The following is a 12,087-nucleotide window of genomic DNA, read 5'->3' as shown; positions in this document are numbered from 1 at the left end:
GTATAAGGGAATCTTACCGATTGCGTATTATGATGACAATAGAGCAATCGGATAACATACTAGTATCATGACAATGAAGTAGACAGGTAGGAGCAAAGATGATAAAAATAGCAGTATACGGAAAGGGTGGAATAGGAAAGTCCACTACAACTTCAAATCTTTCTGCCGCTTTATCAGATGCGGGATTGAAAGTAATGCAAATCGGATGTGATCCGAAAGCGGATTCAACTAAAAATCTAGTGATAGGAAATCAAATTCCTACGGTACTTGATCAGATAAAGGAAAAAGGAAGAAACATTAAGTTAGAAGATATCGTGTTACCTGGTTATGGAAACACATTATGTGTGGAAGCAGGTGGACCTACACCGGGGATCGGTTGTGCAGGAAGAGGAATTATAGCCGCATTTGAAGAACTTGAGAGACTTCATGCTTATGAAGAATTCAAACCGGATGTAGTATTGTATGACGTACTTGGAGATGTAGTTTGCGGTGGTTTTGCAATGCCTATCAGAGGTGGTTATGCTGACCATGTGTTTGTGGTTACTTCCGGAGAAATGATGTCGCTGTATGCAGCAAGTAACATTTCAAGTGCTATTAAAAGTTTTGGTTCTAGAGGATATGCTAAGTTTGAAGGACTTATTTTAAATTCTAGAAATATAGAAAACGAGCTTAACATTGTACAAAAAGCCGCTTTAGAAATGGAAACGAATATTATTAAGGTAATGCCAAGAAGCGGTGAAGTTCAGATAGCAGAAGGCGAAAAGAAAACAGTTATAGAAGCGTTACCAGATAGTGTTATGGCAATGGAATACAGAGACTTGGCAAAGCGTGTTATGGAGGTTGTAAATGGGAAATAGAAATTCATTAGAATATACTTGTCCATCTCACGGCGGCTGGGGTATGGTTCGAATTGGTATGTTAATACCTGAGAGCCATCAGTTGTTTGTCTGTCCTTCTGCATGTGGAAGACACGGGGCATTAGGAGCAATTGAGCAAGGATTGAAAAAAAGGTTGTCTTACCTTTATATAGATGAAAGTGATGTTATATCAGGATATGACAATGAGATATATGAGGCTGTAGAGGAGTTATTCAAGCGTCTACATCAAAAGCCTAAGGTGTTAGTAGTATTTGTTAGTTGCCTAGATGATCTAATTGGAACAGATGGCGAAGCGATAATAGAGGAATTATCAAGAAGATATCCTGATGTGCGTTTTAGAATGGCCCATATGAATCCTATATCTGGTAATTCTGATACACCACCTCTAGTTAATATATGGAGAAGTGTTTATGGCTTAATGGAATGCGATGTAGAACAAAAAAATCGCGGAATCAATATGATTGGAAATTATGTTCCATTTAACGAAGAGTGTGAAATCTTTGATATTATGAAGCGTTTGGGCTTCCAAATACACCATATCGGAAATTGCGAAACTTACGAACAATTAAAAAACATGGGAAATAATTGTCTGAACTTACTAACAGCAGCACCAGTGTTGAAAGCGGCACAGGAGTTAAAAAATACACAAGGAATAGAATATATAAAAGGGTATATCAACTATCGCCTCGATGTTATAAAAGAAAATTATTATGCAATTCTTGATAAACTTAAAGAAATAGGTATGCTATCGGAAGGTGACGCAGCAATGTCTGATATAGAGAAGATACTTGCGGAAAATGAAATTAAAGCAACTAAGGCTATACAGCAGGCACTAGAAGTGGTAGGAGATAGAAAATTATATATCGATTACTCTGCCTTTGGTAATCCACTTGCAGCAGGCAGATTCTTTTATGAGCAAGGCTTTTCTATAGAGAGGGTTTATGTAAAGGATATAGATGAAACTGATGAGGATTATCAGTGGATAACTAAGGAAACACAAATAGAGATTATTAAAATAAACAGACATAATGTTGTGAATGAATGGAAAGAAACTGATGATAGTATTTCCATTGGTCTGGAATCAGCCTATGTTTCAGGAAGTAAACATGTAGTTTCTTTCTTCCAAGATGAAGCAATGTATGGATATCATGGAATATGTATGTTGATGGAAAAACTTGCTGAAAGCGTGAAAGAAGAAGCAGACTTGAATCAAATGATAAATCACGCAGGATTAGTAGTTTAGAACCTTTGGAGGAGAATATGGGAAAATTATGTATGACGTTACCGCCATTTTCACCGGATTATTCGGGTGTTTGTTCGGCTTTGTTTCCATTTGATGCACTTACAGTAATTCATGATGCATCTGGTTGTACTGGAAACTATACCGGGTATGATGAGCCAAGATGGTATGGATCAAGAAGTCCTATTTATTGTTCAGGACTTAGGGAAATTGATGCTATACTAGGTGATGATGAGAAATTAATACAAAAAGTTTTATATGCACTTGAGGATATTAAACCTGAAATCATAGCGTTAGTAGGAAGTCCAGTACCAATGGTAATCGGAACAGATATGGACGGAGTTGCGGCAGAGATAGAAGATAGAACCGGAATTATGTCTGTAGGATTTTCTACAACTGGACTAAAGTATTATCCTCAGGGAATCGAAATGGTTTACAAAAAGGTAGTACAAAGAATTCTAGAAAGTGATACAAGTGAGATCACAAAGGTAGAAAACAGTGTAAACATACTGGGAGCTTCACCTTTAGATTTCGGGAAAAGTGATACGATTGAAAAGCTTGAAGCCTTTCTTGTTGAGAGTGGACTGAAAGTCAACGTAGATTTGTGGAAAAATGTATCAAAAGCTGAAGTTGTTAGATTAAAAAATGCGTCATGCAACATTGTAGTATCTAATGCAGGAATAGAATTAGCAGAATACATGAAAAAGTCCTTTGGTATACCATATATCACGGGTCTACCATATGGAGAAAAGTATTCTTCAACATGGATTGATCAACTAAAAGGTTGTATGTCCAATCAGGAATGCAAAGCGGTGTCGGCTGAGATCAATGAAGAAAACACAAGTAAAATACTTATTATAGGAGAGCAGTTACAAGCAAATTCTATAAGAAATGCTTTACGAGTGGAGTATCAGTTAGATGGTGATGTTGCAGGAATATGTGGCTGGAACACTAGATTTGCAGAAGAAAATGATAGGTTCATGGAAACAGAGGAGGACATCGTCAACCTGTTAAATGATGATTCTTATGAAATCATTATTGGAGATATATTGTATCAGGACTTGATTGATAGCAATAAAACTTTTTATCCGTATTCTCATTATGCTGTATCTAGTAAGCTTGGAGATGAACATAGCCGTAGTTTAATAAAATGTAATTTATTTTAATTTAAATAATTAGATAGTATTTATATGCACCTCTGAGTGTTAGTTTTGATCGACTAGCACTCAGAGGTTTTTTGTTGTTCAGTTTTAATCAAAAAAATACTAGAAAGAGGTCAAAAAAGTCCATTCTATTTGTGGAAAACCCTATAAACAAAGGAAGCATACACGATTGGATAAGATAAAATGACGACTAAAATATACAAATACAAGTATTGTTTTGTCTATTTTGCATAAATAAAAAGTTTGGTATACTTTAGTTAGTAAATATGAACTGTGATAAATATGGGGATGCAGTAAGTGTTTACAAAAAAATATAAAAGGAGAAGATGTTATGAAAAAGAAATTACTTAGTGTATTGTTATGTGTAACATTAGTTGCTTCAATGGCTACAGGGTGTGGAAAGAATAATAAGAATAACACAAAAGAAACAAATACCAACACCACGAACACTACTAATGAAACAAAGACAGATGATCCAACAGCAGAGGATACGACTTCTACGGACACAACTTCTACTGAACTAGCTTACAAAGGAACAATTAACATTATGCATTTCTCTACTTCAGAGGAATCACAAGGTAATGGTGGATCTGATGGTTTCCGTACTATGAATCAAGAATGGGCAGATGCACATCCAGATATTACTCTTGAACAAAACGTATTAGCTAATGATGAATATAAGAGTAAAATTGCAACATTAGCGGGTGCTGACGATTTACCAGATGTATTCTTGTTACAAGGTATGAACACAAAGGCTTGGGCTGAGCAAGGTCTTATCTTAGATATGACAGATATTATCAATGATTCTCCTTATGCAGACCAATATGATTTAAGCAAATTCTATCCATTCCAATACAATGGAAAAACTTATGGTTTACCAGCACTTACTGAAGGTACTTGTACAATAGTAGCTTATGATTCTGAACTTTGGAAAGAAGCAGGATTTGATTCATATCCTACTACTTGGGATGATTTAGTTAAAGCAAAATCATTCTTTGATGATAAGAAAATCACAGAAGTTGCTTTTGGAAATCAAGGTAAATGGAATTTGAACTCATGTTTCTTATCTACAATTGGTGATCGTTTCACAGGTTCTGACTGGTATCATTCACTTATTGAAAAATCAGGTGCGAAATTTACAGATCAAGCATTCGTAGATGCATTAAAATTCACTCAAGATATCTTCCAGTCAGGTGTATTTAATAAAGATTTCAACGCAATTACCAACGAAGATGCCAGAGAATACTATATTGATGGTTCAGCAGCATCTGTAATTTGTGGTAACTGGGATATCTCATATATTGGAGCTACTTTAAAAGATAGTGATCCAGAATTATATGCTAGAACTAAATTTGCTGTAATTCCTCAACCAGCAGGTGCTACTGGTTCAACAAACACTCATAACACAGGTATGGGTTATGCTGTAGCAATTAATGCTAAAGTAGCTGATGATCCAGACAAATTAGCAGCTTGTGTAGACTTAGCTTACAAATTAACAGGTGCAGATTTTGCTACTTATGTTGCTGAAAATTACGCTTTATCAGCTTTAACAAAAGTTGAATCTGTTGATATGAGTAAGTTTGATCAATTCACTACTGATTTCTATAATTTCTACCAAAATCCAGGTTGTGAAATCTATGACTCATTCTTAACTGGTGCAGTTTGGGATGTATTAAACACAGACTTACAATCAATGGTTAATGGAGAAGTTGATCCAGAAACAGTTGCAGCGAATGCACAAAAGGCTTACGAAGAAAATTATTAATATTACAGACCAAATAACGTGACTTGACATTATTATGAATGAATTGGTTCCCATGGAGTTAGTCTTTATGAGAACCAATTCATTCTATAGGATTACGAGGAGGGAGTCTATGCTTAGTTCCATACGTCCCAAAAAAAGAGTAGTTTTCTTTTACTTACTTATTCCGATTATAATTTATGTTTTTTCTGTATTCATTCCATTACTTACTGCATTGTATTACAGTTTCTTTGAATGGAAGGGTGGACCTAATAAAACATTTAATGGAATTCAAAATTATATAACATTATTTAAAGATGATACATTTTGGAGTTCTTTTACTCATAATATTTATTTAGTTATTGCTTGTATTATAGGGCAGATTGGTTTAGCGTTTATATTTGTTTTAATGATTAATTCTAAATATACAAAGTTAAAAGGTATACATCGTACATTTGGTTTCTTCCCAAGTACTATTTCAGCGGTTTCAATCGGTTTTATTTGGACAATGATTTATGATTATAGAAGAGGTCTTTTAAACTGGTTCTTGGAGTTAATCGGAAAAGGAGACTCTGCTAAAGTTTGGTTAAATGAACCTAAGTTAGTTATGTTATTGATTGCAATACCATTGATATGGCAGTTTATTGGTTATTATATGGTTATTATCCTATCGGCTATATCGTCCATTGATCAAGAGATTTTTGAAGTAGCGGAGCTTGATGGTGCTAATGCATTCCAAAGAGCAATATATATCGTACTTCCTTTAATTAAGAATACATTGCTAGTTTGTGTTACTTTATGTATTGCTGGTAACATGAAGGCATTCGATCATATCTATGTAATGACTGCTGGTGGTCCAGGTAATTCTTCTATGGTTATGGCACTATACGGTTATAAGGTGTCCTTCAATCAACAAAATATGGGATATGGTAGTGCAATATCTATCGGAATATTCGTATTGAGCTTAATAGTAATTCTAGGATCACAAAAATTAGTTGGCCACTTTACGAAAGATAAGGAGGTAGCATAATGGAAAAACAATCAAGACATATATTTTCTAAATTTTTCGTAAACTTAATTTTGATTATATTTTCATTAAGTTGTATCTTCCCATTAGTGTGGATGTTCTATTCCTCCTTAAAAGAAAAACGTGTATTTAATGCTGATATTACGGGATTACCAAAAAACCCAACGTTTAGTAACTATAAAAAGATACTTACAAATCCTGATTATCATATATTTGAATCCATGTTTAATAGTTTCAGAACTACTCTTTTATCAGTAGCATTAATTGTTATTTGTGGTTTTATAGTAGGTTATATCATTGCTAGAATTAAATTCAAATTAAACAGGGTAGTTTATTTAATGTTTTTAATGGGTATGTTGATTCCTATTCACTCATTACTGGTTCCAATCTATATTGTATTTAAGAATACAGGATTAACTGATAAATGGTATACATTGATAGTGCCGTATGTAGCGTTCGGACTACCAATAGCGATATTCTTGGTGGAAGGGTTTATCAAAGGCATACCAGTTGCGCTGGAAGAAGCAGCGGCAATCGATGGAAGTAGTTTTAGTCGAACTTTATTCTGTATTATACTTCCAGTTGCGAAACCTATATTAACAACCATTGCAATAATTCAAACATTTTCTTGTTGGAATGAATTCTCATTTGCATTGGTATTGATATCAAATACAAAATTACAGACTGTACCACTAGCTATGACACAATTTACTGGTCAGTTTGCTTCGGATTATCCTAAAATCATGGCTGCAATGCTATTAACCATGGCACCTATCGTTATCCTTTATTTCATATTTAGTAAACAAATTATTAAAGGTATGGTAGCTGGTGCTGTTAAAGGGTAAAGGGTGGTGCTGTCGCTTGAAGTGTAGTGAGATAGAATCGGAATAAACAGTTGCATAGAGACTTACAAAAACTTACTAAAAAGGAGGGATGTAATTTTCCCTCCTTTTAAATTCGCAATTGTAAAAGATTAGATATCACACAATTGCTTCGCTTAATGCTTAATTTCTGCGATGCTTTTCCGAGAGCAACGCATATAATGTCACCCATTTATTGGGGTTATCCACTTTGCCTACCTTGAAATAGGGTTCAGCAAAAGACTCGCTAAGAATATATTTGCCTTCGCTGTCTTTTTTACTGTCCAATAACGCCCACGCCCTTTCGCAATTTGGGTGATGCGCCGCACCGAGAACCGAAAGTCCGTACATAATCATTTGCAAACCCATGTGTACATGGTCAATAGGATAAAATGTCCCCGACATTTCTTTAATAATTACCTTACTATGGTCGTCAGGGCGGAAGGCGACATGGTAGTTTATATAAAAATTTATCAAGAGTCAGGTTCGTCTTTTAGCATACACAAAAGCTCGGTCATTGCACGATATTTTACTTCCGGAGTATCATCTTCAAGAAGCCAATTGATAACATTACTCATTGATGTGCCCCCCAATATTCCCTACACAGTAGCTCATAAACAAAAAATCACCCGCTTCGACTATACCGAAGTGTGCCCATTGGTCGTTTACATCATGCCTAATAATTTCTGACATATCATATCCTCCTGATATACATTTAATATTAATATTCTACAATTCGCACTTGCTAACTATTACGAACTATCAGAATGGTAATATTATACATTACATATTTGCTTAATATCAATATTTTTGCTTCTACCAGTGTTGTCTCTGTTTATTCTGATTCTATCAGTTCTAATTTTTGGAGCGACAGCTGCTATTTTTTATTCTATACTGTTTTGGCGTAATACCTTCCATCTGCTTAAATACACGAATGAAGTGACTGCAATCAGAAAAACCAGTATCTTGACTTATATAGTTTTGGTCTAGGTCTGTATACATTAAGAGATCTTTGGCTTTACGTATTCGTATTGAAGAGATATATTCTTTACAGGATTGGCCGTAAAGAAGTTGAAAATTCTTAGCAAAGTATGAATAACTCATATCACACATATGAGCTAGTTCATCAACGCGTAGTGGTTGATGAGAATTCTCATCAATGTATTCTGTTATTGTTTGAATAGTGCCAACATTATTCGGAGCTGGTGATGTTTGTTCAACTATAAATCCATGTTTTTCCCAGATACGTATGATTTCAATTAGTATGTTAGAGACAGTGGAATAGAAACTTATATCATACCCATAAGCATGTGAGGATAATTCATTAATACATCGATGAAACCAATCGCCGATTGGGAGGTTACTAAGTTCTTTTTGCTGAATATGTATGGGAGCATAACTATTTCCTTTGGCGGTACGAATAATAGCAACAGGCCTAAGAAAATGACTACCAATCGTATACATTCTGCTTAAATTAAGTTTAATTATTCCGTAATGCATATCATCCGAGGGATTATAAATTGCATGAATGGAACCTGGATGAAAGAATATTAAATCGCCGGCGTTAAGGTTGTGGTCAATATTATCACAATTAACTTTTACAGTACCCTTAATAAGATACATAATTTCAACAAAATAATGCCAATGAGCAGCTACATTTTCCGTAAAACTCTCTCTTGTAACGTAAAATGCTTCAAAGGGAGAGTGTATCATATCAATTTGTTCATAGAGAGTTTTCATAATATCACCTATAAGATAGATTTGTACAACTTTTGAGTAATAATATTATAGCAGTTCTTTAGGTAAATTGATATATTTAAAGTACTTACTAAGTGTATTAAATTAAAAGGAAATTAGATATAAATCTTAATAAATCTTAAAGGAGAATAGCCATGGAACAAAAGATTATAAGTTTAAATGGAAATTGGTTATTAAGTCGAGCAGACGGTAAGGCTTTTGATACAAATATGAATATGGATTTGGAAGTTGCATCATGTGATGTTCAAATTCCAGGATCTGTTTTGTCTGGATTACTACAAAATCAGTTGTTAGAGGATCCATATTACAGAGATAATGAATATTTTACGAGAGAGATGCTTAGAAATGATTTTACTTTTGTAAGGAAATTTAACATAAAGAAAGAGGAGAGAAAAGTATATGAATTAATGTGTGATGGGATTGACACGATTGCAGATATCTACATCAATGACAAATTAATAAAAAATGTTGATAACATGCATGTAAGATTTCAGATTCCATGCGCAGATGTATTAATTGATGGAGAAAACGTAATTCGTATCGAGTTTCATTCACCAATAATTTATATTGAAAATCATCAACCAGAGCCAGGTAAAGAGATTCATTTTACTGCATGTGGTGCTATGGATAGAAATCAGTATATTAGAAAAGCGCATTCTATGTTCGGATGGGATTGGGGCCCACAGTTACCAGATATGGGAATATGGAGGGATATCTACATTCGAAGCTATGAACTAGCAAGCCTTGAAGATGTTAGAATTCATCAAAATCATGAAAAAGGAACGGTAACACTAACAGTTGATGCTGAGGTAAAAATGGATTCTGGTGAGAGGCTACACATTGATGAAGCAAGTAAGGAAATAACTGATTTATCAGTTGAATATATGTTGATTACTCCAGACGGTAGAAAAATACCATTTGACCAAGATACATGTATAATTGAAAATCCTGAACTTTGGTGGCCAAATAGATATGGAAAACAACCACTTTATACGGTGGTTGCTAAACTAATCCATGGTGAAACGGTTCTTAATGAAAGAAGCTATCGTATTGGACTTCGTACTCTTACTGTTAGTAGGGAAAAAGATACATGGGGAGAAGAATTTGCATTTTGCGTGAACGGAGTTAAGATATTTACCAAAGGGGCAAATTATATTCCAGAGGATTGTGTGTATTCTAGAATTACACCAGAACGTATAGAATATTTATTAGATTCTTCTGTTGAAGCAGGATTTAACTGTATGCGTGTTTGGGGTGGAGGGTATTATCCATCTGAAACTTTCTATAATATGTGTGACGAAAAAGGGCTAATCGTATGGCAAGACTTTATGTTTGCATGCAACGTATACGAATTAACAGGAGAGTTAAGAGCTGCAATTGAAGAGGAAGTTATAGATAATGTAAGAAGACTTCGTCATCACGCATCTCTAGGGCTTTGGTGTGGTAATAATGAAATCGAATCAGCATGGGATCACTGGGGTGGTTTTTGTGATCATTCTGATGCGCTTAAACAAGATTATACAACTTTATTCGAGGATTTAATTCCTTCATTACTAAGAGAAGAAGATGATACAACCTTCTACTGGCCATCCTCACCGTCTTCTGGTGGAGGGTTTGATAATCCAGATAGCGATGATTTAGGTGACAGACATTATTGGGACGTATGGCATGGGGAAAAACCATTTAGTGATTATGAGAATTATTATTTTAGATTTTGCTCTGAATTTGGTTTTCAATCTTTCCCATGTATGGAGACAATAGAAAGCTTTACAGTAGCAGAAGATAGAAACATATTCTCAGAAGTTATGGAGAGTCATCAAAAGAATGATGCAGCAAATTCTAAGATACTTCGCTACATCTCTGATAATTTCTTATATCCGAAAGATTTTAAGAGCCTTGTTTATGTAAGCCAAGTGTTACAAGGAATCGCTATTAAAACAGGTGTAGAACACTTTAGAAGAAACAGAGGAAGATGCATGGGCTCAATCTATTGGCAGATTAATGACAACTGGCCAGTAGCTTCATGGGCAAGTATAGATTATTACGGAAGATGGAAAGCATTACACTATATGGCAAGACATTTCTATGCAGATCAACTTGGTAGTTTGAAAATTGATGGAACGTGTATAACTCCTTATGTTCAGAATGAATCTCTCAAAGATGTAACGACTCTTGTGAAATTATATGTGAAAGATATGGATTGTAATATTCTTTATGAGTGGTCAGAAGAAGTTGAAACCAAAGCACTTGAAGTATCACATACAGAGGCAATTGATGTTAGTGATTATATAAAGGGAATTGAAAACGAAGTATTCATAGAAGCAGAGTTTTTACATTCTGATGGTACAACTAGTAAACAAGTTGAGGTACTTAAGCCATATAAGCATATGAAATTAAGAAATGCTGCAATATCAAGCAATACCAAACGAGAAGGGAATACCCTACAGATTACACTTAAGAGTGATCAATTGGCATTGTTTACAGAAATTGAAGTGCAAGGTGTGAATGTTATTCTATCTGATAATTACATTCACCTTACAGATAAAAAAGAGCATGTAATTACAGGTGAACTACCAGAAGATTATGAAGGAATACCGAAAGTAACGGTTTGCTCTTTATGTGATTCCTATAGTTTTTAATAGAGAATCTCTAATCTATTCTGAATTATTGTCAAGGTATCATTTAAGTGAATGATGAATAATCAATAACAAAAATATTCATTCATTACCCTACCTGTACTTGTGTATCTATCAAGTAGTACAGCAAAACTCTTAATAGTATAAATCTGCTTCTTAGCTACCGCACTATGACTAAGAAACGATAGCGAAACAGCTATAGTACTTCTTAGAACTACTTAGCTGTGTAGCGTGTTTCGTGTCATAGTGCGGCAGCTAAGAAGCAATGAAAAACTATAAAGAGTTTTGCCTCCTACATAGTAAACCCACAAGTACATCGATAAAACCAAAGAGAGGATAAAATTATGGAATATATTAAAATAAAAGAAAACGGAATCCATATTGTTTTTGCATTAACCGAAGAAAATCAAATAAAGCTGTTACATTTTTCAAATACAGAATTTAATAGTGATGATCTATGTAAACCATCATCGGAATGTAAACCAGAAGAAGTTTCTAGAAGAGAACAGTATATCAAAGAGGCGTTTCAATTAGTTCAAGTGAATTTAGCTGGATATAACAGACCTTATGAGAAACACGGTAATAAGCATATAGTAACAGCTCCTGGATATCTTCTACGATATGTAGATATGGAAGATACAAGGAATGAAATAGGAAGAAAACTTGTGATTACGCAAGAGGATACAGAGGTTACGAATACACGTGTTGTAACGACAATGCAATTCTATAATGGAACATCTGTCGTTCGTTGCTATAATAAAGTCACTAATATTGGTACGGAAGC

General features: G+C 34.5%; 10 protein-coding genes and 1 pseudogene. 8 read left to right on the top strand and 3 right to left on the bottom strand.

The window, feature by feature from the left end; genetic code table 11:
* Nucleotides 1-98: 98 nt before the first annotated feature.
* From ACW2QF_RS13370 to ACW2QF_RS13345, 6 genes are all read left to right on the top strand, one after another.
* The gene (locus tag ACW2QF_RS13370; protein WP_455716506.1) at nucleotides 99-857 is read left to right on the top strand and encodes a nucleotide-binding protein; all 759 of its coding nucleotides are present in this window, start codon (nucleotides 99-101) and stop codon (nucleotides 855-857) included.
* Entirely contained in the window at nucleotides 847-2,121 is a 1,275-nt protein-coding gene (locus ACW2QF_RS13365; RefSeq protein WP_455716505.1) for a nitrogenase component 1, read from the top strand. The genes ACW2QF_RS13370 and ACW2QF_RS13365 overlap by 11 nt, the downstream gene beginning before the upstream one ends.
* Before the next feature lie 17 nt (nucleotides 2,122-2,138).
* Entirely contained in the window at nucleotides 2,139-3,284 is a 1,146-nt protein-coding gene (locus ACW2QF_RS13360) for a nitrogenase component 1 (protein ID WP_455716504.1), read from the top strand.
* A gap of 328 nt (nucleotides 3,285-3,612) precedes the next feature.
* Nucleotides 3,613-5,046 carry an extracellular solute-binding protein gene (locus ACW2QF_RS13355; RefSeq protein ID WP_455716503.1) on the top strand — a complete coding sequence of 478 codons (1,434 nt, stop codon included), beginning with the start codon at nucleotides 3,613-3,615 and terminating at the stop codon, nucleotides 5,044-5,046.
* A gap of 109 nt (nucleotides 5,047-5,155) precedes the next feature.
* Complete coding sequence (locus tag ACW2QF_RS13350) at nucleotides 5,156-6,052, top strand: carbohydrate ABC transporter permease (RefSeq protein WP_455716502.1); 897 nt, start codon at nucleotides 5,156-5,158, stop codon at nucleotides 6,050-6,052.
* On the top strand, nucleotides 6,052-6,894 hold the full coding sequence (locus ACW2QF_RS13345; protein ID WP_455716501.1) for a carbohydrate ABC transporter permease: 843 nt from the start codon (nucleotides 6,052-6,054) through the stop codon (nucleotides 6,892-6,894). Before ACW2QF_RS13350 ends, ACW2QF_RS13345 begins: the two co-directional genes overlap by 1 nt.
* 159 nt (nucleotides 6,895-7,053) lie before the next feature.
* Here the strand turns inward: ACW2QF_RS13345 and ACW2QF_RS13340 are convergent, their stop codons facing one another.
* The 3 genes from ACW2QF_RS13340 to ACW2QF_RS13330 all read right to left on the bottom strand — a co-directional run bounded on the left by ACW2QF_RS13340 (nucleotide 7,054) and on the right by ACW2QF_RS13330 (nucleotide 8,649).
* Nucleotides 7,054-7,386 (bottom strand): hypothetical protein, encoded by a 333-nt coding sequence (locus ACW2QF_RS13340; protein WP_455716500.1) that lies wholly within the window; start codon nucleotides 7,384-7,386, stop codon nucleotides 7,054-7,056.
* Between the two features lie 93 nt (nucleotides 7,387-7,479).
* A complete protein-coding gene (locus ACW2QF_RS13335) occupies nucleotides 7,480-7,602 on the bottom strand; it encodes a hypothetical protein (RefSeq protein WP_455716499.1) in 123 nt (40 codons plus the stop codon).
* A gap of 162 nt (nucleotides 7,603-7,764) precedes the next feature.
* Nucleotides 7,765-8,649 (bottom strand): AraC family transcriptional regulator, encoded by an 885-nt coding sequence (locus tag ACW2QF_RS13330; RefSeq protein ID WP_455716498.1) that lies wholly within the window; start codon nucleotides 8,647-8,649, stop codon nucleotides 7,765-7,767.
* Between the two features lie 152 nt (nucleotides 8,650-8,801).
* Between ACW2QF_RS13330 and ACW2QF_RS13325 the strand changes: the two genes are divergently transcribed.
* Together ACW2QF_RS13325 and ACW2QF_RS13320 are read left to right on the top strand one after the other, a co-directional pair.
* Nucleotides 8,802-11,306 carry a beta-mannosidase gene (locus tag ACW2QF_RS13325; RefSeq protein WP_455716497.1) on the top strand — a complete coding sequence of 835 codons (2,505 nt, stop codon included), beginning with the start codon at nucleotides 8,802-8,804 and terminating at the stop codon, nucleotides 11,304-11,306.
* A 341-nt stretch (nucleotides 11,307-11,647) separates the two neighbouring features.
* Nucleotides 11,648-12,087, top strand: a pseudogene (locus ACW2QF_RS13320) (alpha-galactosidase); the annotation flags it as partial.

Source organism: Anaerosporobacter sp., assembly GCF_965301125.1.
The sequence above is the reverse complement of the archived record's forward strand: the minus strand, read 5'-3'. Positions and strand labels throughout refer to the sequence as shown.

Bases quoted from the DNA above. Each gene is read 5' to 3' on its own strand.
- ACW2QF_RS13335 (WP_455716499.1), bottom strand. From the start codon at position 7,602: ATGTCAGAAATTATTAGGCATGATGTAAACGACCAATGGGCACACTTC.
- ACW2QF_RS13370 (WP_455716506.1), top strand. From the start codon at position 99: ATGATAAAAATAGCAGTATACGGAAAGGGTGGAATAGGAAAGTCCACT.
- ACW2QF_RS13365 (WP_455716505.1), top strand. From the start codon at position 847: ATGGGAAATAGAAATTCATTAGAATATACTTGTCCATCTCACGGCGGC.
- ACW2QF_RS13330 (WP_455716498.1), bottom strand. From the start codon at position 8,649: ATGAAAACTCTCTATGAACAAATTGATATGATACACTCTCCCTTTGAA.
- ACW2QF_RS13350 (WP_455716502.1), top strand. From the start codon at position 5,156: ATGCTTAGTTCCATACGTCCCAAAAAAAGAGTAGTTTTCTTTTACTTA.
- ACW2QF_RS13345 (WP_455716501.1), top strand. From the start codon at position 6,052: ATGGAAAAACAATCAAGACATATATTTTCTAAATTTTTCGTAAACTTA.
- ACW2QF_RS13360 (WP_455716504.1), top strand. From the start codon at position 2,139: ATGGGAAAATTATGTATGACGTTACCGCCATTTTCACCGGATTATTCG.
- ACW2QF_RS13325 (WP_455716497.1), top strand. From the start codon at position 8,802: ATGGAACAAAAGATTATAAGTTTAAATGGAAATTGGTTATTAAGTCGA.
- ACW2QF_RS13355 (WP_455716503.1), top strand. From the start codon at position 3,613: ATGAAAAAGAAATTACTTAGTGTATTGTTATGTGTAACATTAGTTGCT.